Below are 25,938 nucleotides of genomic sequence, written 5' to 3'. Positions count from 1 at the left end.
GAGTTGAGTATGGTCATCGCCGAACAGGGCAGCGCAGAAACGAAGACGCCGTCGGCCCGCAGTCTGAAATCGTCTCGCCCGCTGGTGGCGATGGACAATGTTTCGAAGGTTTTCTCCAACGGGACGCTGGCCTTGTCCGGTATGTCCATGACGGTCCGTCCCGGAGAGTTCATCAGCCTTCTGGGTCCCTCCGGCTGCGGCAAGTCGACCGCACTCAGGATCATCGCGGGCCTCGGTGGAGTATCGGAAGGCGAAATCGACTGGCCGAGCTTCCGGATCAACTCCAGGGGTCTTCCTGACGGCGAAATCAGCTTCGTGTTTCAGGAACCGACGCTGATGCCCTGGCAGACCGTGTTCGGCAACGTCTATCTGCCCTTGCGCCTCAAGGGCGTTTCGAAAAAAGCGGCATCGGAGCGGATCCTGAACGCGCTGGAAAGCGTGGGTCTGCAGGACTTTGCCGGTGCCTATCCGCGCGAATTGTCCGGCGGCATGAAGATGCGCGTCTCCATCGCTCGCGCGCTGGTAACCGAGCCCAAGCTGCTGCTGATGGACGAACCTTTCGCGGCGCTTGACGAGATCACGCGGCAGAAACTCAATGACGACGTGCTGGCGCTTTGGAAGGCCACCGGCATCACGGTGATCTTCGTGACCCACTCCGTCTATGAATCCGCCTATCTGGCGAACCGCATCGTGGTGATGAAAGCGCGGCCGGGCCGCGTTCATTCGGATTTTCCCCTGCACACCAGCCTGGAGCGGGATGTTCAATACCGCACCTCCGAGGAATACAGGCAGGCCTGTGCGGAAGTCTCCACCATGCTGTTGGAAGCCATGGGAGGCGAGGAGCACTGATGTCCACAACCGCAAATGAAACGCTGACATCCCCCGACTTGCCAAAGGAAACGGATGGCAAGGCGCAAGCCCTTGGCAAAAAGCAGTCATCGGCCCTCAAATTGCCGACAAAGGAAAGCGCTGCGGCGGCCAAGCGTCGGGAGCGTATACTGACGGTGCTGGTTCCGATCTGCGTCATCGCCATCCTCATCGCCCTTTGGCAGATCCTGGTCACGGTGAACGATATTCCTCACTACATCCTTCCCGGTCCGGGGCTGGTGGTGAAATCGCTGATGTCGGACTGGCCTATCCTTCTGCCAGCCTTGTGGGTGACGACCAAAATCACCCTTGCCTCTCTCGCCCTGGCGCTGATCGGCGGTGGCGGCATGGCGATCCTGCTTGTGCAGTCCCGCTGGATCGAGACGGCGCTTTATCCGATCACGGTTATCCTGCAGGTCACGCCGATCATCGCCATCGCGCCGCTGATCCTGATTTACGCACCGTCGACGCAATCAGCGCTTCTGATCTGCGCCTTTGTCGTCGCCTTCTTTCCGATCCTGTCCAACATGGTGCAGGGGCTGAAGAGTGTCGATCATAACCTTCTGAATCTGTTTGAGCTTTACGGCGCTTCGCGCTGGCAGACGCTGATCTATCTGAAGCTGCCCGCCTCCCTGCCGTATTTCATGACCGGCCTGCGGATCGGCGGCGGCCTGGCGCTGATCGCCGCGGTGGTCGCGGAATTCGCGGCCGGATCGGCCGGGGCAGGGTCGGGCCTTGCCTTCCGTCTTCTGGAATCCCAGTTCCGTCTCAATATTTCGCGGCTGTTCGCGGCGCTGTTCCTGCTTGCCAGCCTGGGTGTGCTGATCTTCGCTTTGACGTCCTTCATCTCCTGGTGGACGCTGCATCGCTGGCACGAAAGCAGCCTGAAGCGGGAAAACTGATGATGTTCAATCTTCCCAAAACCGGCCGGTTCGCACTGCGCACCGCAACCCTGCCCGCCGCTGTCACGCAAGGGGCAACGCTGCCTGCGCACGAAGGCTTGTCTTCCGCCGATCTGATCATCGCGGATGGCCGGATCGAGGCCATTCTTGCCGCCGGCGAAGCGCCTGCGGATCTCGAAAGCGTGGATCTGCAAAGGCGCATGGTCTGGCCCTGTTTTGCCGACATGCACACTCACATCGACAAAGGCCATATCTGGGACCGGCAACCCAACCCAACAGGCGATTTCGACGGCGCGCTTGCCGCCGTCCGGGCTGACCGGGAGGCGAACTGGACGGCCAGAGACGTTGAAACGCGCATGGATTTTTCTCTGCGCTGTGCCTATGCCCACGGCACCAGCCTCCTGCGCACCCACCTCGACAGTCTGGCGCCGCAGCACCGGATATCCTTCGAGGTTTTCGCCGACATGCGCGACCGCTGGAAAGATCGGATCGCCCTGCAGGCTGCCGCCCTGTTCCCGATAGACGCCATCGATGACGAAGCTTACTTCTCCGATCTGGTGGAAGTCGTCGTGGCGACCGGTGGTCTGCTCGGCGGTGTCACCTTCCCGATGCCGGATCTCGCGCGCAGGCTCGATATCCTGTTTCGCACGGCCGCGGACAACGGTCTCGATATCGACCTGCATGTGGACGAGACCCAGGATGCCAACGTCCTGACGCTGCTCACCATTGCGGAAGCCAAGCTGCGCAACGGGTTTGAAGGTGCCGTTACGGTTGGCCATTGCTGCTCCCTCGCGCGGCAGGACGACGACAAGGCCAAGGCGACAATCGACAAGGTGCGGGAGGCGGGCCTGTCCGTCGTGTCCTTGCCCATGTGCAATATGTATCTGCAGGACAGGCACCCGGGCCGCACACCACGCTCGCGCGGTATCACGCTGTTGCATGAGCTGCGCACGGCAGGCGTGCCTGTGGCCGTCGCATCCGACAACACCCGCGATCCCTTCTATGCCTATGGCGATCTCGACATGGTGGAAGTGTTCCGCGAGGCGGTGCGCATCGCACATCTGGATCATCCGCTCGATGATGCGGCCAGGGTGGTCACCAGCCTTCCGGCGGACATTCTGCAAGTGCCCGAAGCCGGACGGATTGCCGAGGGGCTGGGTGCCGACTTCGTTATTTTCAACGCTCGAACGTGGAGCGAATTTCTGTCCCGTCCGCAGGCGGACCGCATTGTTATGCGGAATGGCATGGGCATCGACCGCTGCCTGCCGGATTATTCTGAACTTGACCCTCTGACGAAAGGCTGACGATGGCCGACTACGAGACAATCAAGGCCGAACTTGACGGCATTGCGGTTGAGGACAATCCGCGTCTGGTTCAGGCGAAAAGCCGCGATTTCTACTGGTATTCGCCGGTTCTGAAGGCGCAGCTCGACAATGTCACCGGAGATCTTCTGGTCTCGCCGAAAAACGAGGCTGAAGTCATCAAGGTGCTGAAAACGGCGTTCGCCCATGGTGTGCCGGTCACGCCGCGCGGTGCGGGCACGGGCAACTACGGCCAGGCGATGCCGCTCTCCGGTGGCATCGTGCTCGACATGTCGAAGATGGACGAGGTCAAGGAAATCGCGCCGGGCCGGGTCGTCTGCGGACCGGGCATCGTCATTGCCAAGCTGGACAAGATCACGAAGGAGCATTCCGGCCAGGAGCTGCGCTTCCACCCTTCAACGGCGCAGACCGCGACCATCGGCGGCTTCATCGCCGGCGGGTCGGGCGGTGTCGGTTCGGTGCATTGGGGCGGCTTGCGCGATCTTGGCAACATCCTGCGCCTGCGGATCGTCACCATGGAAGCCGAGCCCAGGGTGATCGAACTTTCCACCTGGGACCTGCAGAAGGTCAGCCATGCCTATGGCACCAACGGCATCATCACAGAAGTCGAAATGCCGCTGACGACAGCCCACGACTGGGTGGATGTGATTGTCGGCCATGAAACCTTCATGGATGCGGTGGTCTTTTCCGACAAGCTGGCACGCAGCAACGGGCTTCTCTTGAAGGAAGTCGCGCCGATTGCAGCGCCCATCCCGTTCGAATATTTCACCCGGCACAAGCCCTGGCTGAAGGAAGGCGAGGCCGTTACCGTGTTGATGGTGGCGCCGCATTCCATGTCGGCAATGCTGGCCCTTGCCGAACGGATGAAGGGCGAGGTCCGCTTCCGCTCGGACGAGTTGGACAGCATGAAGGGCATTCCCCACGCCTATGAGCTTGCCTGGAACCACACGACGCTTCGGGCGCTGAAGTTCGACAACTCCTTCACCTATCTGCAGACCCAGTATCCCGGGCCGGACCATGTGGAGCTGGTGCGCAAGACGACCGAAATGTTCCCGGGCGAGATCTTCGGCCATCTGGAGTTCCTGCGTTTTGACGGCCAGGTCCAATGTTCCGGCTTGCCGCTGGTCCGCTACACGACGGAAGAACGGCTGGACGAGATCATTCGCCTGCACGAGGAAAACGGCTGCCGGGTCTTCAACCCTCATCGCTATACGCTGGAAGAGGGCGGCATGAAGCAGACCGACCAGGTTCAGCTTGCCTTCAAGAAGGAGACCGACCCCAAGGGATTGCTCAATCCGGGCAAGATGATCGCCTGGGACAATCCGGACTTCGACTTCGACGCGGGCAAGAACTACCTCTTCCCGGGCCTCCAGGCCTTTGCCGAGGCTTGATCCCATGCGCGTACTGGTTCTTCATTCCCACCCGCAGGAGCAGAGCTTCGGCCGGGCGCTCTATCACAAGACGTGCGAAAGTCTCGCGAAGGCAGGGCACGAGGTTGATGGCTGTAATCTCTACGAGGAAGGCTTCGACCCTGTCCTGTCCGCTCACGACAGGGACATCTATCACACCGTTCCCGAAAACCGGGAGCTGGTCGACAGCTACTGTCAGCGCCTGCTGGCGGCCGAGGGTCTGGTCATCTGCACGCCGGTCTGGAACTTCGGCTTCCCGGCCATGCTGAAAGGCTACTTCGACCGGGTCTGGCTGCCGGGTGTTTCGTTCCATCTGGAAGACGGCACATTGACGCCAACCCTGCGCCACATCCGCAAGATGGCGGCTGTCATGACCTATGGCGGCAGTCGGTGGCGGGCGTTTCTGGTCGGCGATCCGCCGCGCAAGATAGTCAAACGGGTCATCCGGGCACAGATCAAGATCGGCGCGCCGGTGAAGTATCTGGCCCATTACGACATGAACAACTGCACGCCGGCCTCGACCGGCGCATTTCTGGAGAAGGTCGGCGGGGAAATGGAGCGGTTCTGATACCGCTCCGGGCGGCTCTGGCTAAAAGACCTTCGCCGCCGTCACTTCCACTTCCACCAGAAAGTCCGGGCGCGTGAAGCCGCCGACCACCAAAAGGGTCGAGACCGGTTTCAGCGCTCCGGTGTAGCGGTCGCGGACGGCCATATAGTCGGCGAAATCTTCTCGCCGCGTGACGAAGCCGGAAATGCGGATAACATCGTCAAAGCTCATGTCCGCCTCTTTCAAGATCGCGGTGATGGCTTCAAAGCAGATTTCGGCCTGACCTGTCACGTCCGGCGGGATTGTGTCATCAGGCGCGATACCGAGCTGGCCGGACGTCACCAGCAGGCTGGCGCCCGGCGGCACGTAAAGGCCATGATTATACTGTCCGAAGGGCGTGCGGACGGAAGGCGGATTGAAGGGTTTCTTGTCGGTTGGACCGGCCATGATCGCGGAAACTCCGGAAGTTGCATCTGTCCCATATGTTCCGGCAAAAAGACCGGAAAGTCATTGAAAAAATGCAACTTTTCTGAGTTTGTGCTCGCCGTGAAGCAAAGCGGCGCGCACCCGGAATGATCTTGTGCCGGGATCTATTCCGGGTACCAGAGTTTTGCCTTTTCCGCACCGCGTTCGATGATCACGTGACCGTTGGCAAAGACGCGGTAGCCGTGGCTCCAGTCGCCATCGGGCCACTTGATGCGCACATTGGCGCGCTCCGCCACGCCCAGGCCGAAATGAACGAAGCCCATCTGGCCGGATGCATGGCCCGCCCCCACCTGAATGTCCTTGGTGACCGTGCGGTTACCCGTTTTGACGCTGATCTTGGCACCGACAGCGCGGGCATTGGGCTTGCCCGGCTGGCGCACCTCGACGGCCAGCCAGTTGCCTAGCTGCTTTGGTTCGTCAGCCGTACCCTGGCCAACGTTCCGGAACAGGCTGACCGGACCGGAGCGGTTCACGACCACCAGATCCATCAATCCATCCGCGTTGAAGTCTGCAAGTCCCGCGCCGCGGCCGCGCCGGTTCAGTGCGATCCCGGCTGTATCGCCGGTCTCCACAAACTGCTCGTCCCATTGGCCGAGCAGCAGATTGTCCGGATCATAAGCGGCAAAGTCAGGCATCGCTTCCACGTTGCCCTTGGCGATGAACAGATCCCAGAGCCCGTCGTTGTTGACGTCCTGAAACTCCGAGTGCCAGCCGGTAGAAGGTTTCAGGTCTTCTCCCGCATAGGGCCTGTGAGCGGTGACGCCGAGATCGAAGGCAATGTCCTGATAGACCGGCACCGTCTCGTCCGATTCCGGATCGAGCTTCTGCAGCTTGGTGTCGCCCATGCTGGTGAGCGCATATTCGGGAAACCCGTCGACGTCGAGGTCGATGGAGGCAATGCCCATGCCCCAGATCTTCAGGTGTTGCCAGCCATCGGACTTGCGATAGGGGCGAGGCGGGCGGCCGGGTGGAACGGCCCAGAGCTGCTCTTCACCCCCGCGATAGTATTGCCGGTCATTGGAGATTCTGAGCGACGGCTCGCCGGAACGGTTCCAGTCGGTAAACAGCATCGACAAGCTGCAATAGCCGGGCGTGAGGCGGGTTGCCTCCGGATAGCGCACGCTGCCGTCTTCCGCCTTTTCCGGCCGGAACAGGAAGTTGTCGTGGCAGGTGCCCCAGGGCGAGCCGGGGGCGGAGCGGTCGACATAATTGCCGAAGGCGAGCGTCGGGTAGTCGAGCCCGGGTTCGTAGGTGGCGGAAAAGGCGGTGCTCCATTCGCGGCCGCCGTCAAACCTGAGTGCGCGGTTGGCAACCTCGAAGGTGCAGGCGCCCTTGCCTTCCAGGATCAGGTTTTCCCCCAGACGCAGGACGACAAGATCCAGAAGGCCATCGTTGTTGACGTCCAGCGGATAGGCGCCGAGCACGCCCTTCGCCTGCTTGTCGCTGAGGCCGGTGTCCAGAGCTGTGAACGTCAGCGGCCCCGCGACGCGGCTTTCATTACGGTAAAGCTGCGCCGGGTTCTTGCCGCCAGCAAAGAACAGATCCGGCTTGCGGTCGCCATCGCAATCGAAAATCGCGGTGCCGCCACCGACGAAGAATTCCCAAGCACCGTCATAACTGTGTTCGATGCCCGCAGCGGCGGCCTCTTCCACAAACGTGGGAACGGGCGCAACGGACGTCTGCCGGGTATCGTCTGCCAGAGCGGGCGCAGCAGCGGACACCCCCAGCAACACGCCGGATACGGAAAGAGCGAACCGTTTCATTCGGCGATCTCCAGACTGCGCAGGAAGGCGATGATCGTCTGCTGTTCGGTTTCCGTCAGATCGGCATAGGCCTTGCGGCTGTCGGTCGCCTCGCCGCCATGGGCGAGAATGGCCTCTTGCAGCGTCGTGAGATCGCCTCGGTGTCCATAGGGGGCGGTGCTGCCGATCCCCCACAGCTCGGAGGTGAGGAACACGTCGCGGGCAACGAAGCGTTGGGCCAAAAGTTCGTTTCCGAAAGTGTCGTTGGCCGCATCGGCAATCGTGTGGCGCTTCAGGTCGCCATAAAGGGGAACCAACACGCGGCCCTGGTCGTCCCGCGGCAGGGCCTTGACCCAGTCCAGCGTGCCGAGATCAAGGTCCAACGGCGCTGTCACATCACTCTGGCGCAAGGTGCCGGCGGTGTCGAACGGACCCGGATCCTGAAAGATGAGGCTTTCAAGCGGCAGTTCGGGAATGTGGCACGCGCTGCAGCCAATTGCTCCAAAGAGCGTCTCGCCTTTGTCTGCGGCGTCCTGCCAGACATCCGGCAGATCCTGCTTTCGCGTCGGGGCTGGAAGGGTCGCCTGAAAGGCAACCAGCGCCGAGATCTGGCCGGGCGTTATTTCGTTCGTATGGCCGTCACCGTCGAAATCGTCCGTACCCGTCCACTCGGCGCCGAACCGCTCGGCGGCCTGCATGCCGTGGTGATCGTTGCTGGCATTCACCGTGAACTGGCGAAGAGAGGCAAAGACGCCCTTCTGGCTGAAGGGCCGTACGGTCAGGTCATCGTCGATCCCGTCGAGGCGGGAAACGTCCAGGGTTCCGTCCGGAAAAGCGGTCAGCTGGCCGAAGGAAACACCTTTTGTCTTCAGGCTGACGGTTTCTTCCTGGCCGCTCGCCCGTGCCCGGCCCAGCAACTCGGTCCGCTGTCGGCGCAGGTCCGTGGTCATTTCCCGGGCAAGCAGCTCAATCAGTCCGGCCCCCTGAACCGCAACCGTGTTGCGCTCGTTGGAAAACTGCGGATCGATCGTGTCGAAGTCAGCGCTTTCGAACCCTTCAGACACGAACACATTGGCGGTGAACGCACCGGAGCCACCGATGACAGGTTCATTGTGGCAAGACGAACAGGAATTGGCGTCCATTCCAGCAAGGCGTTGGAACGCCTGCGGGGACTTGCGGCGCACCTTCGTGGGCACGATGGCCGCCGTCGCCTCCGGGCGGCCCGCGCCATCCAGTGTGGTGAACTTGGCCTTGAAAAGCTCTTTGCCGAGCGGCTGCAGCACCGCAATTGCATCCTCGCCGGATTGCGCCAGCGCATCGATGTCGAAATCTTCTTTGATCGCCCGTTCACTCCACGGCGCAGGGTCGGCGTGCGTGGCAGCGGAAAGGGCGAGGCCGAAGCAAAGGCTGAGGGCAAGGGTGGAAACCGCCGGACGGAACAGGCCGGTCATGCGGTCGCCTCCTTGCCGTCAAGCCGGGCGATACGGTCTGAAAGCGATGTCGCGTTGCCCCGAAAATCCTTGTCGAGACGCTCCATGGACTGGGCAATCAGACCACTGCGGATGAAATCCTCGTTCCACGGCATCACATCCAGGGAGAAATTGTTTCTCAGGTCGGCGACCAGAGCTTCCTCCAGACCTTCCCACATGCCCTTTTCCATGAAGCAGAAGGCGCGCATGGCCGCACCGGTCAGTACAATGCGCTTGGGGTCGATCATCGCGATCACCCGTGCAAGGCCGTAGCCAAGAACCCGGCCAGCCTCATGAAAGGCACCGCAGGCGTCCTTGTCACCGGAGCTGGCCAGTTCGATCAGTCGGGCAAGGCCGCTAACGCCTGCCTTGATGGTGCCCGGATCCGTGTTTTCCGGCAGGTGCGAGGCCGCGCGCACCAGCGCATAGTCGGACAGATAGGCCTCGAGGCACCCCTTCTTGCCGCAGCGGCAGAGCGCGCCGCCGGGCAGATGGTTGGCATGGCCAAATTCCGCTGCCGTGCCGCTTGCACCGGAAAACAGCCGATTGTCGAGGTAAAGACCCATGCCGACACCGTAATCGAGCATGATGACCGCGAAGGTGCCGCTGTAGCGTGCCGGATCCGACCAGTGCAGCGCTTCGGTGATCATGTTGGTGTCGTTGGAAATGTAGCAATCCGCGCCAAAGGCTTCGTGCAATGGTACGACGACCGGGATCTTGCGTCCAGCGAAGGCGGGGCTCCAGGCCACGACACCTGTTTCCGTTTCAACGACGCCCTGCGCCGCAACGCCAATCTCCCGGACCCGCGAGGAACTTATCCCGGCTTCATCGAGGAACTGCCGAATTGTGCCAATCAGCGTTTCGGGAAAGCTGTCGGCATCTTCCGTGGCGCTGTCGAAATGGCAGCGCTCGCTGCGCACCACCTCGCCGGCGAAATTCACCAGGGCAAGGTCGATGTTGTTGACCGAAAGACGCACGCCAATCGTGTAAACGACGTCCGGATTGAGTTTCAAAAGGGTGCGTGGCCGGCCGCGCGCCTGTGGCGTTTTCGGCTCCTCGCTCTCCAGGCTCAGGATCAGTTCCTGCTCAAGAAGGTCGGAGGTAATGGCCGTCACTGTCGCCGGACTCAGCCGCGTCGTCTGGCCGAGATCTATCCGGGCCATAGGGCCGTTCCGGCGCAGGGCCTGTAGAACAATACTTCTGTTTTGCCGCCGGATCTGATCCCGGTCCGCCTTGCGTTTCATGCTCGCTCAGCTCTTCCCACGGTGTTTCCTCTGCCCCGGGTTTCTCCCGGTTTTCCTGGTTCTCACCGGGTGTTTCAAACCCTGCGGAACAGTGTTTTGCAAAACCATGTTGACAGGAGCAACGCTTTCCTGCAACTTTTTTTCGGGTACCAAAAAAAATAACAATAAGGCTGTCCTATCTAAAGGCGTCTCGAAAAGGCGCTTCGACATCGACGCATTTCTGGCACATCCGTCCGACGTGGGATGTGCCGACTGGAGGAAACATCGCAATGCGTAAAATCACCACTTTGCTGGCGGGTGTTCTGCTGTCCGCAACCGCACTGAACCTTGCCCATGCAGAAGACATTGTTGTCGGCGTGAGCTGGTCCAACTTCCAGGAAGAACGCTGGAAGACCGACGAAGCCGCCATCAAGGGCGCACTGGAAGCTGCCGGCGCGAAGTATATTTCCGCCGATGCCCAGAGCTCTTCCGCAAAACAGCTTTCCGACGTTGAGGCGCTGATCGCACAGGGTGCGAACGCCCTTATCATCCTGGCTCAGGATTCCCAGGCAATCGGCCCGGCTGTGCAGGCTGCCGCCGATGAAGGCATTCCGGTCGTCGGTTACGACCGTCTCATCGACGATCCGCGCGCCTTCTACCTGACCTTCGACAACGTCGAAGTCGGCCGCATGCAGGCCCGCGCCGTTCTGGCCGCCGCGCCGAAGGGCAACTACGTCATGATCAAGGGATCGCCGACTGACCCGAACGCGGACTTCCTCCGCGGTGGTCAGCAGGAAATCCTGCAGCCCGCAATCGACGCTGGTGACGTGACGATCGTTGGCGAAGCCTATACCGATGGCTGGCTGCCGGCGAACGCGCAGCGCAACATGGAACAGATCCTGACTGCAAACGACAACAAGGTCGATGCAGTTGTTGCCTCCAACGACGGCACGGCCGGCGGTGTTGTTGCCGCTCTGACTGCGCAGGGCATGGACGGCATTCCGGTCTCCGGTCAGGACGGCGATCATGCCGCGCTGAACCGTGTTGCAAAGGGCACCCAGACCGTTTCCGTATGGAAAGACGCTCGTGAACTCGGCAAGGCAGCCGGTGAAATCGCCGTTTCGCTGGCTGATGGCACCGAAATGTCCGCCGTCGACGGCGCGCAGACCTGGACGTCTCCGGACGGCACCGAGCTGACCGCCAAGTTCCTGGCACCGCTCCCGGTCACCAAGGACAACCTGACGGCTGTGGTGGATGCAGGCTGGATTTCCAAGGACGATCTGTGCCAGGGCGTTGAAAACGGCCCGGCTCCCTGTAACTAATAACACTACGCTTAATGTGCGGCCCTGGTTATTCTAAACCGGGGCCGTAACAACAAGGACTGCCGCTGAAGAAGCCGCACCCCGGGATGGGCCACCCGATGCGTAAGCGTAATGGTCTCCAAGCAGGAGTAACCTCTATGTCTGACACCGCTCTGTCAGGGCAGAAAAGCCCGACAGCACGAAACTTGTTTGCCGCATTGCAGCTCGACACCCGGCTTCTCGGCATGATCGGGGCGTTCATCGTCCTGTGCCTGGTGTTCAATGTGATCACCGATGGCCGGTTCCTGACGCCGCGCAACATCTTCAACCTCACGATCCAGACCGTGTCCGTCGCCATCATGGCCACCGGCATGGTGTTCGTGATCGTCACCCGCCACATCGATTTGTCGGTCGGCTCCGTGCTGGCAACCGTTGCGGCTGTCATGGCGGTGGTCCAGACCGATGTCCTGCCGCCGCTCCTGGGGCTCGGCAATCCGACCATCTGGATCCTGGCCATTCTGGCCGGTGTGGTCGTCGGTGTGCTGATCGGCGCGTTTCAGGGCTGGATGATCGGTTATCTCGGCATTCCGGCTTTCATCGTTACGCTCGGCGGCCTGCTGGTCTGGCGCAACGTTGCCTGGTTCATTACCTCCGGCCAGACGATCGGCCCGCTCGACGAAACCTTCACCAAGATCGGCGGCATTGGCGGCACCATGGGGGAAACGGGATCGTGGATCTTCGGTATTCTGGCCGTGGCCGCAGCCTTGTGGATGCAGGTCTCCTCGCGCCGCCGCAAGGCCGCGCACGGCTTCCCGGTCAAACCCGGTTGGGCCGAGATCACCATGGGCGTCATCACGACCGGAGCCATTCTTGGGTTCGTCTGGGTGCTGAATTCCTATGACATTCCCACGGCGCGCCTCAAACGCATCTTCCAGGCTAACGGCGAAACCATGCCGGAAGGTCTGGTCATGGGCTACGGCATTCCCTATTCGGTGCTGCTTCTGATCGTGGTCACCGTGATCATGACCATTGTTGCCCGCCGCACGCGCCTTGGACGCTACATCTTCGCAACCGGTGGCAATCCGGATGCTGCGGAGCTGTCCGGCATCAACACCCGGTTCCTGACGGTCAAGGTGTTTGCCATCATGGGCGGCCTCAGCGCGCTCGCCGCGGCCGTCGCGGCTGCGCGCCTCGGCTTTTCGACCAATGACATCGGCACGCTGGACGAACTGCGGGTCATCGCCGCGGCGGTGATCGGCGGCACGGCGCTTGCCGGCGGTGTCGGCACGATCTATGGCGCCATTCTGGGCGCGCTGATCATGCAGTCGCTACAATCAGGCATGGCCATGGTCGGTGTCGATGCTCCGTTGCAGAACATCGTCGTCGGCACGGTGCTCGTTATCGCCGTCCTCGTCGACATCATCTATCGCAAGCGCACGGGAGACTAAGACATGGACGCGCCTCTCGTAGAAATGAAAGACATGTGCATCTCCTTTGGTGGGGTGCAGGCCGTGGATCATGTCACCGTCGATCTTTATCCGGGTGAAGTTGTGGGCCTGCTTGGCCACAATGGCGCCGGCAAGTCGACCTTGATCAAGATCCTCTCCGGCGCCTACAAGGCCGACAGCGGCGAGATCCGCATCAACGGCAAGGAAGTGCACATTCACTCGCCGCGCGACGCGCGGGCGCAGAACATCGAGACCATCTACCAGACACTCGCTCTGGCGGACAATCTCGACGCCGCGTCCAACCTGTTTCTCGGCCGTGAACTGACCTCGCCGCTCGGCTTTGTCGATGACGATGCCATGGAAGCGGAAACCCGCAAGATCATGGGCCGGCTCAATCCGAACTTTAAAAAGTTCCATGCGCCGGTGAAAGCCCTGTCGGGCGGTCAGCGCCAGTCGGTGGCCATTGCCCGTGCGGTCTATTTCAATGCCAAGATCCTGATCATGGACGAACCGACTGCCGCGCTCGGTGTGCATGAAACGCAGATGGTGGCCGAACTCATCCAGGAACTGAAGAAACAGGGCCTCGGCATCTTCCTGATCAGCCACGACATCCACGACGTCTTCCAGCTTTGCGACCGTATCGCGGTCATGAAGAACGGTCAGCTTGTCGGCACCGCCCGCACCACCGACGTCACCGACGATGACGTGCTCGGCATGATCATCCTCGGCAAGTGCCCGGAAGGGGCGACCCCGGGTCCTGGTGCCCTTGTGGACGACACAGTGGTCGGATAAACCGGCCGGACCCGCGGGCTCTTGCCCGCGGGGCTTCCTCATGGTTTGAACAGATGGCCTGGCCCCTGTTCAAACGGTGTGGAACCTCATGCCGAAGCCCGTTCAGGGGTCATCGGCATTCTTTTTGGTTCATTCTGAGGAACGCACCTCATGTATATCGGTCTCGATATCGGTACGAGTTCGGTCAAAGCCATTCTTCTTGGCGAGGACCAGTCCCTGATCGCATCGGCAACTGCGGAGCTGACGGTCGAGCGACCGCATCCGGGCTGGTCGGAACAGGATCCGGACAGCTGGTGGCACGCTTGCGAAACCGTTCTGGACGCGCTCAAGGCGGAAGCGCCGCAGGCCATGGCGGCGGTGCGCGGGATCGGCCTGTCCGGCCATATGCACGGCGCCACGCTTCTGGATTCCTCCGGTACACCACTGCGCCCGTGCATTCTGTGGAACGACGGCAGATCGGGCCAGCAATGCGCGGAGCTGGAAGAGGCCGAACCGAAATTCCTGACACTTGGCGGCAACCGGGTCATGCCGGGCTTCACCGCGCCCAAGCTGCAATGGGTGCGCGAGAACGAGCCGGATATCTTCGCCAGGACCAAGATGGTTCTGCTGCCCAAAGACTATGTCCGCTTCAAGCTGACCGGCGAATACGTCGGCGAAATGTCGGATGCGGCCGGAACGCTCTGGCTGGATGTCGCAAAGCGCGACTGGAGCGACGCACTTCTGGCCGCTACGGGCCTGACCCGCGAGAACATGCCGCGCCTTGTCGAGGGCTCTGAAAGCTCGGGCACGCTCAAGGCAGAGCTGTGTGGCCGCTGGGGCATCGATGCCGCGCCGGTGGTGGCCGGTGGCGGCGGCGACAATGCCGCCTCGGCCTGCGGGGTCGGCGCGGTCGATCCGGGGTCGGCCTTCGTCTCGCTCGGTACCTCCGGCGTGCTGTTCGTGACCAACGACCGTTTCTCGCCCAACGTGGACAGCGCGGTGCACGCCTTCTGCCATGCCGTGCCGGACACCTGGCACCAGATGGGCGTGATCCTGTCGGCCACCGACAGTCTCAACTGGCTGGCAAAGGTGCTGAAGCGCAGCCCGGGAGACCTCACGGGTCTGGTCGGCAGGGTGGAAGGGCCTTCGCCGGTGTCCTTCATGCCTTATCTCGGCGGTGAACGGACACCGCACAACGATGTCGACATTCGCGCAGGTTTCTTCGGCATTTCGCACGCAACCGACGATGCCGAGCTCTGTCACGCGGTGCTGGATGGTGTCGCCTTTGCGCTCAAGGATTGTCTGGAAGCGCTCAGCGTTGCCGGCACCAGCATCGATCGCGTTCTGGCGGTCGGCGGCGGATCACGGTCCACGGTCTGGCTGGAGATCATCGCCAGCCTGCTCAATGTGCCGGTCGACGTTCCGGTGGATGGCGATTTTGGCGGCTCGCTGGGGGCGGCAAGGCTCGGCCAGGCGGCCGCGCTCGGAACCACCGAGGGGATATTCTCAAAACCCGCTCTCAAGACCAGCATCGATCCGGTCCCGGCCCTCACACAAAGATACGCCGAAGGTTACGAGCGCTGGCGCAAGCTTTATCCGGCGCTCAAACAAGCCGGCTTTTAGGAAACACTTTCAAGGAGATGACAATATGAGCACTGGGTTTTTCGGCGATCTGCAGCCGATCCAATACGCCGGTCCTTCCAGCACCGAGCCGCTGAGCTACCGTCACTACAACAAGGATGAAGTCGTCTTCGGCAAGCGCATGGAAGACCATCTGCGCCTTGCTGTCTGCTACTGGCACAGCTTCTGCTGGCCTGGGTCCGACCCGTTCGGTGGCGAGACCTTCAACCGCTCCTGGATGGCGGCCGGCGGCGACCCGATGGAACAGGCGAAACTGAAGGCGGATGTTGCCTTCGAGATGTTCCAGATCCTGGGCATGCCCTTCTTCACCTTCCACGACCGCGATATCGCGCCGGAAGGCCGGACGCTTGCTGAAAGCAATGCCAACGTCAACGCGATTGCAGACATCTTCGAAAAGAAGATGTCGGATACAGGCATCAAGCTCCTGTGGGGCACGGCCAACATGTTCTCCAACCGCCGCTTCATGTCGGGGGCGGCCACCAACCCGGATCCGGACGTCTTTGCCTATGCCGCAGCGCAGGTGAAGAACGCGATGGACGTCACCTGTCGCCTCGGTGGTGAGAACTATGTGCTCTGGGGTGGCCGTGAAGGCTACGAGACCCTGCTCAACACCAATATCAAACAGGAGCTGGACCAGTTCGGCCGCTTCCTCAACATGGTGGTCGAGTACAAGCACAAGATCGGCTTCAAGGGCACGATCCTGATCGAGCCGAAGCCGCAGGAGCCGTCCAAGCACCAGTATGATTATGATGTCGCCACTGTCTATGGCTTCCTGAAGGCCTACGGACTGGAAAACGACGTCAAGATGAACATCGAGCAGGGCCATGCCATCCTGGCCGGTCACTCGTTCGAGCACGAGCTGCACATGGCCCGTTCGCTTGGCATCTTCGGCTCGGTCGACATGAACCGCAACGACTACCAGTGCGGCTGGGACACCGACCACTTCGGCATGAACGTGCCGGAACTGGCGCTTGCCTACTACGAGATCCTCATGGCGGGCGGTTTCACCACCGGCGGCACCAACTTCGACGCCAAGCTGCGCCGCCAGTCTCTCGACCCGGTCGACCTGATCCAGGCGCACGTCGGCTCTGCCGACGCGATTGCCCGGGGCCTGAAGGGGGCCGCAGCCATGATCGAGGACGGCCGTCTCAAAGGCTTCGTCGACGACCGTTATGCCGGCTGGCAGAAACCGGAAAACGCCGACATCCTCAAGGGTGGTTCCTCGCTCGAGGCCCTGGCCGAACGCGTTCACAAGGCCGATCTGGAACCGCAGCCGAAATCCGGCAAGCAGGAATACCTGGAGAGCCTGGTCAACCTGTTCGTCTGATCCGATCTGCATCCGGAGCGCCGCGATTGGTGCTCCGGATGCAGGCCTTATGTGCGTTCCTTCCGGGCTGCCCGCAGGCAATCGGCGGTTTGCCTCTACCGGTTTTCAGCCGTCCGCGAACTTTTCGCGGTACTCCCCGACTGTGGTGTTGAGATGTCGCTTGAACGCCCGCTGCATCTGCTGAAAATCGGTGAACCCGGAAACGCGGATTGCGCTTCCCACCGGCGCACCGCCGGACAGGACATCCGCCGCCCGCTTGAGCCGATAGCGTTCGAGATATTTCACGGGCGATAGTCCCGCACTTGCCGAAAACCGCCGGGTCAGGGTCCTTGGCGTCAGGCCGGCAACCTCAGCCATCAGTTCCAGTGTCCAGTCGCGTTCGGGATTGTACCGCAAGGCGTCCAGCAGCCGGCCGAGTTCACGGTCGCTGGAAAACTGCGCTTCAAGCAGGTCGGCAAACTGGGCCTGGCCGCCGGCTCGTTTCAGATAGACGACCAGCTCGCGGGCAACGGCAAGGGCGAGGGGGCTACCGTGGTCGATCTTGATGACTTCCAGTGCCAGATCTATGCCTGACGCGACGCCCGCGGATGTCATCACCTGGCCGTCGATGTGGTAGAGCTCGTCGGTGGACCACCGCACGTCCGCAAACTGCTGCCGAACCTGTTGGGCGCGCCGCCAATGGGTCGTGGCTTTCCGGCCCCTCAACAGACCCGCATTGGCCAGGATCAGCGCGCCGGAACAGATCGAGATAATCCGTCCGGCCTTCGATGCGGAAGACCGTTTCGCCAGGAAATCCAGGATACTCCTGTCGTGCATGGCACGATCGACACCGGTTCCGCCCGGAATCAGGAGATCACGGTCGCCTTCGATGGCCGCGGCCGCATCCGCCTGCACGCGAAGCCCGCAGGAGGACGTAATCCCCGCACCGTCCATGGTGACGAAGCGCAGCTGATAGCGTTCGGTACCGTCCTCATTTGCGGAACTGAAAACCTGAACAGGGCCCGCCACATCCAGAATGTTGAGGCCGTCGAAAAGCAATACGTCGATCAGGCGTAGTGATTTGTCCATAATTGACGATACTATGTCGTTATAGACAGGCAGTTCAACCGGTAAACAGGAGCAATCCCTAGCGTAACCGGTTTGGACTGCGACATGTTCACGAGAAACTTTCTGCTTATCCTTCTTGCAAATATCGTGCTCGGGTCGGCAATGCCGATGCTGATCATCCTCGGAGGACTGGCCGGTGGCTGGCTTGCCCCTCGGGAGTGGCTCGCGACCGCACCGCCATCGACGCAGATGCTGATCGGGATCATCGTGGCAACGCCGGTTTCTCTTTTCATGGGCAGGTTCGGCAGGCGCGCAGGTTTCCTGCTGGGCGCCATGTGTCTGGTCGTCGGCGGTGTCACCGCGGCATTGGCGCTCGTTCTGCAGAATTTCCTCCTGCTCTGCCTCGCCCATGCGGCTCTCGGTGCCGCCTTGATCAGCGTGAACTATTTCCGGTTTGCCGCATCCGAGGCTGTTCCCGCAGGCCATCGGGCACAGGCGATTTCCTTCACGCTGGCGTCTGGACTGGTGGCCGCATTGCTGGGGCCGCAACTGTTCAACGAAGCAAAGGATATCCTGGCGCCAACTCCGCTTGCCGGGGCTTACCTGGCAATCGCCGCTCTCGGAATTCTGGGGGCGTTGCCGGTCTGCTGGCTCAGGATGCCTGCATCGCGGGTAAAAGCGGCCCGCAGCGGAGCCGGTAGTGCGATACGGATCCTGAGGCAAAACCCCAAAGCCACCTGGGCAATCGGCCTTGCCGCGCTGTCACAGGCGATGATGGTGCTCCTGATGACCCCGACGCCGCTGGCCATGATCGGGTGTGGCTTCGCCGAGGGCCAGGCCGCAGATGTCATTCGCTGGCATGTGGTGGCAATGTTCGCTCCGGGCTTTTTTACAGGCTCTTTGATCCGCCGCTTCGGCGGAACCAGAATTGCGGTTCTGGGGCTGGTCTTTCTGTTCGGGTCTGCGGTGACCGCTTGGTCCGGCATCGATTTGTTCGAATTCTACGCAGCGCTCGTGCTGCTGGGTGTGGGGTGGAACTTCGGTTTCATCGGCGGAACGCATCTGTTGCAGGCCGCCTTGAGCGATGAGGAAAGGCCGCTGGTTCAAGGCGTAAATGATACGCTTCTTGCGATTTCATCTTCCGGAGCCTCACTTCTCGCCGGTCTGCTGTACGCCGGGACAGGCTGGACGGGCCTGGCTGCGGTGTCCGCGCCGGTGCTGGCCCTGCTCGCATTGATCCTGGCCCTCCGCTTTCGGGTTCGGCAAGCCCCCGCAAGGGCTTGAGATAAAGCCTCTCCCTAGTAACTCTGGAACAGCCGCACACCGTCCGGATCGGACAGATTGTGCAGCCGGTGTGCGGCATGGCGAGCGAAGCGGAGCGTCACGGATTTTCGGGTGGCTGCCGCCAGTTTGTGTTCCGGCGCATCGCGCAGGATCTCGGCTCCATACCCGTCAGAAACAATCAGCCCGGCGTCCTCGGGAAAGATCTCCAGCGGAACATCCGGATGGGTCGCGAAATAGAGGCGGTCGCAATGAAGCCGGTAGTCCGGCCACTTGGTGTCGGCCCGGAAGTCTGCAATCGAGGATTTGACCTCGACAATCCAGAGTTCGTTTTTCGGCCCGAGCGCCAGAAGGTCGGCCCGGCGGGCGGATGCCAGGGTGACTTCCGGCAGGCACGCGAAATCGAGCTGCCGCAAAAGACGCGCGGCTCCGCGCCAGACCTTCAGTGCGGTTTCCGACTGACGTCCATCCGTGAGCGGGTCATCCAGCTGGATCCGCCCCGCAATTGGCTGATGATCGGGTTTCATACGAATTTTGTTCCACATTTGTTCGTTTTTTGCAAGTTTCGCCGCCAGCAACATTGACCTTTCCTGCCAACATGCGCGATCTTGCGGCGCATTGGATACTCCGGACAGATCTTGTCACTCCGAGAGGGGGTAGCGGTTGAACGGTTTCAAACGAAGTGCCTTTGTGGGCATTGCATTGGCGATGGCATGCGGGTCTGCGCTGGCAGGCAAGGGCGACCTGATGTTCAAGGTGCCGAAATCTGCACCCTTGATGCAGGGCCGCGCTCTGGATCTGCGTTTCGCGGATTTCGCACAAGGCATCTGGGTTCGCGATCAGCAGGACTGCCCGGCGCCGAGGATCGACCGGAGCCCGCCGGGCTCGACGCTTGCCATCTATCGCGGCCTTCTGGAAACCCCGGGCCGCATCTGCCAGGTCTATGGCGCCGAGAAGAGCGGCAAGACGACCCAGCGCGCAGCCATCAATTGCCTGCTGACGGATGGCGGCGAGGCGATCGAACTGGTCACGGTGCAGCCAAGAGGCGCGGAAGGATTGATCGTTCAGGAAGGCGAGAAACCGCCGGTCCATTTCCGTTTCTGCGAAAAGATCGTGCCGATCCTGCGATCGTCAAACAGCAACTGATCTTCTTTTCCTGCCTAATTTGGAAACCGGAAGCCCTGAGCACAACACCCTCATTCTGAGGTGCTGCAAAGCGGCGTCTCGAAGGATGGGCCACTTGCTCCGGAATATGCCGCCCATCCTTCGAGACAGCGCTGGCGCGCTTCCTCAGGATGAGGAGCGGTGGGTCATACTGAAATGCGGGAACACCCGGTACGGCCCTCTCACATCAAAATAGCCAGGGCCGGATCAGATCTCCGGTCCGCTCCAAAGGTTCGATTTCGCGGCCTTCTTGGGCGTGCGGCTTTCCGAGATATGCGCCGTCAGCGGGTCGAGCGTGCACAGCGCGTCATACTGGCTGAGAAACACCTGTCCGCTCAGATGCTCCAGGAAATCGGTTCGCTTCAGCCGGTCCATCACAGGTCCCTTCACTTCCGACAGGTGGAAGGAAACGCCGGAGTCCTGCAGGCGATGGTTGATTTCCTCAAGACTTTCCAGGGCGCTTGCGTCGATCTCGTTCACGGCCGGGCACATCAGCACAACGTGCTCGATGTCGGGCTTTTCGGCTACCAGCGCATAGATCCGGTCTTCCAGGAACCGCGAATTGGCGAAGAACAGGCTTTCATCCACCCGAAGCGTCAGCACCCGGTCGCCGGTCGCCACGGTGTGCCGGTCGACGTTCCGGAAATGCTCGGTTCCCGGCACCACGCCGACAATGGCCATGTGCGGACGGCTGCTGCGGTAGAGATAAAGCGCGATCGACAGGGCAACGCCGGTCACCACACCCGGCTCGACGCCAAAGAACAACGTGATCAGGATCGTCGCCGCCATCGCGGTAAAATCGCTCTTCGAATAGGCGAACGTCCGCTTGATCGCGTCAAGGTCGACCAGAGACAGAACGGCTACGATGATGGTGGCGGCCAGCGTCGCCTGCGGCAGATAGGTCAGCAGCGGGGTCAGGAACAAGGTGGCCAGCGCAATGCCGACAGCGGTGAAGGCGCCCGCGGCGGGTGTTGCAGCCCCAGCGTCGAAGTTGACGACCGAGCGCGCGAACCCGCCGGTCACCGGATAGCCGCCGGAAATGGCGGAAGCGATGTTGGAGGCCCCGAGGCCGATCAGCTCCTGGTCGGGCTCAATCCGCTGACGCTTCTTGGCGGCCAGCGTCTGGGCAACCGAAACGGATTCCACAAAACCGATGACCGAAATCAGCAACGCGGGAGTGGCAAGGGCAAGCCACAGCTCGCTGTCGAAACCGGGCAGATGTGGCACCGGCAGACCGGAGGGAATGTCGCCGATGATGCGCACCCCCTTGTCGCCAAGCTGAAAGGCGGCGGAGATAATCGTGGTCACGGCAACGGCCGCCACCGGCCCGGCCTTGGTCAGGATATCGGCAAAAAATGGTTTCATTCCCATGCCGAGCAACAGTTTCTTCAAGCCCTTGCGAACCCAGAAGAGAAAAGCGGTGGCAGAAACGCCAATTGCGAGGGTGATCCAGTTGATCTCGCCCAGATGCTGAAAGATCGACCCCAGGTTTTCGTAGAGCGTATGCCCGCTCGCCCTGACCCCGAGGATATGCTTGAGCTGACTGGACGCGATCAGCAGACCCGACGCGGTGATGAAGCCTGAAATCACCGGATGGCTCAGGAGGTTTGCCAGAAAGCCGAGCCGGAAAAACCCCATGGCGATCAGCATCAGGCCGGACAGGAAAGCAAGAATGATCGCCGCGCCCAGATATTCCGGGGTACCCTGTTTGGCGAGTTCGCCAACGGCCGACGCCGTCATGAGCGAGACCACGGCAACCGGTCCGACCGCCAGCGCGCGGCTGGTGCCGAAAAGGGCATAGGCGACAAGCGGGAGAATGGACGCGTAAAGCCCGACTTCCGGCGGCAGACCTGCCAGCAGCGCATAAGCAAGAGACTGCGGGATCAGCATGATCGTCACGATCAAGGCGGCGACGAGGTCGTTTGTCGCTGTTTCCTTGTCATAGCTTTTGCCCCAGTCGAGAATGGGCAGGTAGCGCTTGAGGCGGATCATTTTTCTTGGCCTTTGTCGGGGCTGGTAGAAACACGAGCCGGGAAGCCGGCTCGTGTTGAAGGTTGGTGTATCGGGGCCCGTATGCCGGGCTTCTTATGCTGCCGTTACTTTTTCAGGCTTGGCCAGCCATTCCTTGCCACGCAGCATGGCGCGCCAATAGATGGGAGGCAGGATGCGCTCCTTCAGGAGCCATGCAGTGCGCGTTGGCCTTGTTCCGTCCACCAGCCAACGCGGGAAGCTCGGCAACAGCGTTCCGCCATAGCCGAACTCGGCCAGGACAATCTTGCCGCGCTCCACTGTGAGCGGACAGGAGCCATAACCGTCATATTGCGCTGTTGCGCTGTGACCTGCGATATCGGAGACGATGTTCTCGGCAACCACCGGTGCCTGTTTGCGCGCGGCCGCGGCCGTCTTGGCGTTCGGCGCGTTCATGACATCACCAAGGGACCAGATGTTATCGAAGGTCTTGTGGCGCAGTGTGGTCTGGTCGACGTCGACCCAGCCGGCGGCATCCGCCAGCGGCGAGACGCGGATGAAGTCAGGCGCCGTCTGCGGCGGCGTGACATGCATCATGTCGAAGTCGACCTCCACCTGACGCGCGTCCTTTTCCGGTTCCTTCACCTCGAACACGGCCTTTTTGGCAGGGCCGTCGACGGCAATCAGATTGTGGAAGAAGTTGAGGTCGGCATCATAGCGCTTCACGTATTCCATCAGCGCGGGCACATAGTCCTTCACGCCGAACAGGACACCGCCAGCATTCATGAACTGAATGTCGATCTTGTCGAGCGTGCCGGATTTCAGCCAGTGGTCGGCTGAGAGATACATGGCTTTCTGCGGTGCACCTGCGCATTTGATCGGCATCGGCGGCTGGGTGAACAGCGCTTTGCCCTGCTTCATGTCCTTCACCAGTTGCCAGGTGTAGGGCGCCATGTCGTAGCGATAATTGGAGGTCACACCGTTCTTGCCGAGCGTGTCGACCAGGCCCTCCACCTTGTGCCAGTCGAGCTTCAGCCCGGGGCACACCACCAGACGCCCGTATTTGACCACCCGGCAACCGTCCAGAACGACGGCATTGTCCTTCGGTTCGAAGGCGGCGACGGCGGACTTGATCCAGTGAACGCCCTTGGGAATAAGGGATCCCATGGTCTTGGCAGTGTCAGGCGCGTTGAAGATGCCGCCGCCGACCATCGTCCAGCCCGGCTGATAGTAGTGGACGTCCGCCGGATCGATGATGGCGATCTCCAGATCCGACTTGCGGGCAAGCAGACTGGAGGCCACCGAGATCCCGGCTGCGCCGGCCCCCACGATGACGATGTCGAAACGAGCATCCTCGGTAGTCTCGGTCGGCGTGCGTCCGCCATTGGCGATGCGCCGCACCACCCCCGCCATGTCGTAGCCGGCGGCCTTGGTTTTCGTGAGGATATCCGAAAGTGGCAGTTTTTCGGCCTGCGACAGCGACCAGAGCGTTGCCGAGCGCGTGCCGGTCCGGCAATAGGCCAGGATCGGTTTCGGCAGGCTCTCCATCAACCGGCCGAACTCTTCTGCGTCCTCATCGCCGACCTTGCCTGCGACGATGGGCAGGTAGCGCGCCTCAAGGCCGAGCTTTTTGGCAGCAACCTCGATTTCCTCGAACGAAGGCTGGTCGGCGCCTTCCCCGTCCGGGCGGTTGCAGATCACCGAGCGAAAGCCCTGCTGTGCAAAGTCGGCCACGTCCTCGGGTTTTACCTGGGGAGCTACCGATATCTGAGAATTGATTGCTTTCATGGGTCCTGTCCGCCTCCTCCCGGCGATGAAGTCGAGACCGGGTTATGCAGGGGCCCGCCCCGTGTTTGATACGGGGCTCTGGCCGACTGCTCCGGTTCTGTTAGAGGGCCCGCAGGAAGGCCCTGTTGAAGACCTCGATCAGAGACCGTTCACCGGCACTTTCAGGAAGGTCTTGCCGCTATTGTCCGCGGGCGGCAGTTTGCCGGCGCGCATATTCACCTGCAGCGAGGGGATGATCAGCTTCGGCATATCGAGCTGGGCATCGCGTTCTGTCCGGAACTTGACGAATTCTTCCTTGGTCTTGCCGCCGCCAACATGGATGTTGTGTTCCTTTTCGGCGCCCACGGTGGTCTCCCACTGGATGTCGCGGCCATTCGGGCCGTAGTCGTGGCACATGAACAGGCGCATATCGTCCGGCAGCGCCAACACCTTCTGGATGCTGTCGTAAAGTGTTGCCGCGTCGCCGCCCGGGAAATCGGCACGGGCCGACCCGCCGTCGGGCATGAACAGCGTGTCGCCGACAAAGGCCGCATCGCCCATCACATGCACCATGCAGGCCGGGGTATGGCCGGGCGTATACATGGCAAAGGCTGTCATCTCGCCAATCTGATAGACGTCGCCGTCAACAAACAGACGGTCGAACTGGCTGCCGTCGCGCTGGAACTCGGTGCCTTCGTTGAAGACCTTGCCGAAGGTCTCCTGAACCACGGTGATCTTGTCGCCAATGCCCAGCTTGCCGCCCAGCTTCTGCTGGATATACGGCGCGGCCGACAGGTGATCGGCGTGGACATGGGTCTCGATCAGCCATTCCAGCTTGAGATCCTTCTCGCGGATATAGGCGATGATCTGATCCGCATGGTCATAGGTGATGCGGCCGGCGGCGTAGTCGATATCCATCACGCTGTCGACAACGGCGCAGGCGTTGGAGGCCGGGTCCTTGACCACGTAGCTGATGGTGTTGGTGGCCGGGTCGAAGAAGGGGGTGACGTCAGGTTTGACATCCATGTCGACCGGATAGTTCGAATTGCTCATATCAGTCTCCCGTTTGTTTTTGCCGGCAGAGCCGGGTCAGGCCTTTGCGGGTTGCTGGCGATGGCCGAGGGTGATCATCCATCTTGCGGTCAAAATGCCCGCGACGATAGCACCGGCCGTCAGCACAGGCTCCATGCCGAGGCCGAGCACCGGCACGAGGCCGCCCGGGCAGAAGCCGCTGAGGCCCCAGCCGATGCCGAAAACCGCCGAACCGCCGATCAGCTTGGCGTCAAGGTCGGTTGTTGTGGGCAGGGTGAAACCCTGAGCCAGCAGCGGTGTGTGCATCCGGAAGACCAAACGATAGCCGATGGCCGTAACAAGAAGCGCACCTCCCATCACGAAGGCAAGGCTCGGGTCCCAGGTACCCGCTACATCGAAGAAGTTCAACACCTTGGCAGGGTCGCCCATGCCGGAAATCAGGATGCCGCAGCCGAAGAGGAGGCCAATGGCAAAAGCGGAAAGCAGTTTCATGCCGTTATCCTCCAAAGACGTGTCGTGTCAGGTAGACGGTCACACCCGCAGTGATCATGAAGGTCACGGTGGCCACGATGGACCGTGCCGAGAGGCGCGAGATACCGCAGACACCGTGCCCGCTTGTGCAGCCGGAGCCATAGGTGGTGCCGATACCGGTCAGAAAACCGCCGACAACCAGCAGAAGCGGTGAGGACGGGACGGTGATTTCCGGCAACTGGCCCGTCACACCCAGCATGATCAGCGGGCTGGCAACCATGCCGGCCAGAAAGGCGGCGCGCCACGCCCAGTCCTGATTGAGCTGGGTCGTCAGAAATCCGCTGGCAATGCCGTTGATGCCGGCAATGCGCCCGAGCACAGCCATCAGGGCAACCGTGGCAACGCCGATCAGCGTTCCGCCGAGGAAACTCATAAGGGGTGTAAAGTCAGTCATGATGCGCCCTTGATTACGATATATTCAAATATATGAATATAAGAAAAAAGTATCAAGGGGTATTTTTAAAGGGCCGCTGGAAAGGGAAGAAGCTAACCCCTCAGGAAACTGGCGGCTACACAAGCTTCTGGACACAAGATTGGCCAGTACAGCCGAAAGTCGCATTCGCAGAAACTGAAAAGGCTTTGGGCGACCTGATGAAGCTGTTCAATAGCCAGCCCACCCGCAATCTCGACCCGCGTGCGGTTGCTTGCGGTCGTCTGAGTGCGTCTCTTCCGTGAACAGAGTGACTGTGACGA

Annotated in this window: 24 protein-coding genes; 13 read left to right on the top strand and 11 right to left on the bottom strand. The window is 61.3% G+C overall.

What is annotated here, in order from left to right; translation table 11 throughout:
* The first annotated feature begins 9 nt into the window (after window positions 1–9).
* From AC2A6O_RS23500 to AC2A6O_RS23480, 5 genes are read left to right on the top strand one after another with little or no spacing between them, the layout of a single operon-like run.
* Window positions 10–849: an ABC transporter ATP-binding protein gene (locus AC2A6O_RS23500; protein ID WP_498930727.1), complete on the top strand. Its 840-nt coding sequence runs from the start codon at window positions 10–12 to the stop codon at window positions 847–849.
* Window positions 849–1,769 (top strand): ABC transporter permease, encoded by a 921-nt coding sequence (locus AC2A6O_RS23495; protein ID WP_205513767.1) that lies wholly within the window; start codon window positions 849–851, stop codon window positions 1,767–1,769. Before AC2A6O_RS23500 ends, AC2A6O_RS23495 begins: the two co-directional genes overlap by 1 nt.
* The gene (locus AC2A6O_RS23490; protein ID WP_498930725.1) at window positions 1,769–3,073 is read left to right on the top strand and encodes a cytosine deaminase; all 1,305 of its coding nucleotides are present in this window, start codon (window positions 1,769–1,771) and stop codon (window positions 3,071–3,073) included. The genes AC2A6O_RS23495 and AC2A6O_RS23490 overlap by 1 nt, the downstream gene beginning before the upstream one ends.
* A gap of 2 nt (window positions 3,074–3,075) precedes the next feature.
* Window positions 3,076–4,482: an FAD-binding oxidoreductase gene (locus AC2A6O_RS23485; RefSeq protein WP_498930723.1), complete on the top strand. Its 1,407-nt coding sequence runs from the start codon at window positions 3,076–3,078 to the stop codon at window positions 4,480–4,482.
* A 4-nt stretch (window positions 4,483–4,486) separates the two neighbouring features.
* Entirely contained in the window at window positions 4,487–5,068 is a 582-nt protein-coding gene (locus tag AC2A6O_RS23480; RefSeq protein ID WP_498930721.1) for an NAD(P)H-dependent oxidoreductase, read from the top strand.
* Between the two features lie 21 nt (window positions 5,069–5,089).
* On the opposite strand, the gene AC2A6O_RS23475 is transcribed toward AC2A6O_RS23480, so the two are convergent.
* From AC2A6O_RS23475 to AC2A6O_RS23460, 4 genes are all read right to left on the bottom strand, one after another.
* On the bottom strand, window positions 5,090–5,494 hold the full coding sequence (locus tag AC2A6O_RS23475) for a RidA family protein (protein WP_498930719.1): 405 nt from the start codon (window positions 5,492–5,494) through the stop codon (window positions 5,090–5,092).
* Between the two features lie 143 nt (window positions 5,495–5,637).
* Window positions 5,638–7,296 (bottom strand): CRTAC1 family protein, encoded by a 1,659-nt coding sequence (locus tag AC2A6O_RS23470; protein ID WP_498930717.1) that lies wholly within the window; start codon window positions 7,294–7,296, stop codon window positions 5,638–5,640.
* The gene (locus AC2A6O_RS23465; protein WP_498930715.1) at window positions 7,293–8,726 is read right to left on the bottom strand and encodes a di-heme oxidoredictase family protein; all 1,434 of its coding nucleotides are present in this window, start codon (window positions 8,724–8,726) and stop codon (window positions 7,293–7,295) included. The genes AC2A6O_RS23470 and AC2A6O_RS23465 overlap by 4 nt, the downstream gene beginning before the upstream one ends.
* Window positions 8,723–9,988 carry an ROK family protein gene (locus tag AC2A6O_RS23460; RefSeq protein ID WP_498930713.1) on the bottom strand — a complete coding sequence of 422 codons (1,266 nt, stop codon included), beginning with the start codon at window positions 9,986–9,988 and terminating at the stop codon, window positions 8,723–8,725. Before AC2A6O_RS23460 ends, AC2A6O_RS23465 begins: the two co-directional genes overlap by 4 nt.
* Window positions 9,989–10,257: 269 nt before the next feature.
* Here AC2A6O_RS23460 and xylF point away from each other — a divergent pair, with 269 nt between their 5' ends.
* From xylF to xylA, 5 genes are all read left to right on the top strand, one after another.
* On the top strand, window positions 10,258–11,289 hold the full coding sequence (gene xylF, locus AC2A6O_RS23455; RefSeq protein ID WP_148582025.1) for a D-xylose ABC transporter substrate-binding protein: 1,032 nt from the start codon (window positions 10,258–10,260) through the stop codon (window positions 11,287–11,289).
* A gap of 137 nt (window positions 11,290–11,426) precedes the next feature.
* Window positions 11,427–12,716 carry a sugar ABC transporter permease gene (locus tag AC2A6O_RS23450; RefSeq protein WP_498930710.1) on the top strand — a complete coding sequence of 430 codons (1,290 nt, stop codon included), beginning with the start codon at window positions 11,427–11,429 and terminating at the stop codon, window positions 12,714–12,716.
* Between the two features lie 24 nt (window positions 12,717–12,740).
* Window positions 12,741–13,508 (top strand): ATP-binding cassette domain-containing protein, encoded by a 768-nt coding sequence (locus AC2A6O_RS23445; RefSeq protein ID WP_148582381.1) that lies wholly within the window; start codon window positions 12,741–12,743, stop codon window positions 13,506–13,508.
* Between the two features lie 150 nt (window positions 13,509–13,658).
* Entirely contained in the window at window positions 13,659–15,110 is a 1,452-nt protein-coding gene (gene xylB, locus AC2A6O_RS23440; protein ID WP_498930708.1) for a xylulokinase, read from the top strand.
* Window positions 15,111–15,135: 25 nt separating this feature from the next.
* Window positions 15,136–16,455 (top strand): xylose isomerase, encoded by a 1,320-nt coding sequence (gene xylA / locus AC2A6O_RS23435; protein WP_498930706.1) that lies wholly within the window; start codon window positions 15,136–15,138, stop codon window positions 16,453–16,455.
* Window positions 16,456–16,560: 105 nt separating this feature from the next.
* On the opposite strand, the gene AC2A6O_RS23430 is transcribed toward xylA, so the two are convergent.
* On the bottom strand, window positions 16,561–17,523 hold the full coding sequence (locus AC2A6O_RS23430; RefSeq protein ID WP_498930704.1) for a GlxA family transcriptional regulator: 963 nt from the start codon (window positions 17,521–17,523) through the stop codon (window positions 16,561–16,563).
* An 84-nt stretch (window positions 17,524–17,607) separates the two neighbouring features.
* Between AC2A6O_RS23430 and AC2A6O_RS23425 the strand changes: the two genes are divergently transcribed.
* Window positions 17,608–18,786 carry an MFS transporter gene (locus tag AC2A6O_RS23425; protein WP_498930702.1) on the top strand — a complete coding sequence of 393 codons (1,179 nt, stop codon included), beginning with the start codon at window positions 17,608–17,610 and terminating at the stop codon, window positions 18,784–18,786.
* Window positions 18,787–18,800: 14 nt separating this feature from the next.
* Here AC2A6O_RS23425 and AC2A6O_RS23420 read toward each other — a convergent pair whose 3' ends face one another.
* Complete coding sequence (locus AC2A6O_RS23420; RefSeq protein WP_498930701.1) at window positions 18,801–19,310, bottom strand: MmcB family DNA repair protein; 510 nt, start codon at window positions 19,308–19,310, stop codon at window positions 18,801–18,803.
* A gap of 136 nt (window positions 19,311–19,446) precedes the next feature.
* On the opposite strand from AC2A6O_RS23420, the gene AC2A6O_RS23415 reads away from it, so the two are divergent.
* Window positions 19,447–19,929 carry a hypothetical protein gene (locus tag AC2A6O_RS23415; protein WP_498930699.1) on the top strand — a complete coding sequence of 161 codons (483 nt, stop codon included), beginning with the start codon at window positions 19,447–19,449 and terminating at the stop codon, window positions 19,927–19,929.
* Between the two features lie 225 nt (window positions 19,930–20,154).
* Here AC2A6O_RS23415 and AC2A6O_RS23410 read toward each other — a convergent pair whose 3' ends face one another.
* From AC2A6O_RS23410 to AC2A6O_RS23390, 5 genes are all read right to left on the bottom strand, one after another.
* Entirely contained in the window at window positions 20,155–21,939 is a 1,785-nt protein-coding gene (locus AC2A6O_RS23410) for a SulP family inorganic anion transporter (protein WP_498930697.1), read from the bottom strand.
* A gap of 93 nt (window positions 21,940–22,032) precedes the next feature.
* Window positions 22,033–23,703 carry a bifunctional protein tyrosine phosphatase family protein/NAD(P)/FAD-dependent oxidoreductase gene (locus AC2A6O_RS23405; protein WP_498930695.1) on the bottom strand — a complete coding sequence of 557 codons (1,671 nt, stop codon included), beginning with the start codon at window positions 23,701–23,703 and terminating at the stop codon, window positions 22,033–22,035.
* 138 nt (window positions 23,704–23,841) lie between these two features.
* Window positions 23,842–24,735, bottom strand: a complete 894-nt coding sequence (locus AC2A6O_RS23400; RefSeq protein WP_498930693.1) for an MBL fold metallo-hydrolase — start codon at window positions 24,733–24,735, stop codon at window positions 23,842–23,844.
* A 36-nt stretch (window positions 24,736–24,771) separates the two neighbouring features.
* A complete protein-coding gene (locus AC2A6O_RS23395; protein ID WP_148582036.1) occupies window positions 24,772–25,206 on the bottom strand; it encodes a DUF6691 family protein in 435 nt (144 codons plus the stop codon).
* A 4-nt stretch (window positions 25,207–25,210) separates the two neighbouring features.
* Entirely contained in the window at window positions 25,211–25,639 is a 429-nt protein-coding gene (locus tag AC2A6O_RS23390; protein WP_498930690.1) for a YeeE/YedE family protein, read from the bottom strand.
* Window positions 25,640–25,671: 32 nt separating this feature from the next.
* Here AC2A6O_RS23390 and AC2A6O_RS23385 point away from each other — a divergent pair, with 32 nt between their 5' ends.
* Window positions 25,672–25,920, top strand: a complete 249-nt coding sequence (locus AC2A6O_RS23385) for a hypothetical protein (protein ID WP_498930688.1) — start codon at window positions 25,672–25,674, stop codon at window positions 25,918–25,920.
* Window positions 25,921–25,938: the final 18 nt, after the last annotated feature.

The organism is Labrenzia sp. ATLA3 (assembly GCF_057180185.1).
The sequence above is the reverse complement of the archived record's forward strand: the minus strand, read 5'-3'. Positions and strand labels throughout refer to the sequence as shown.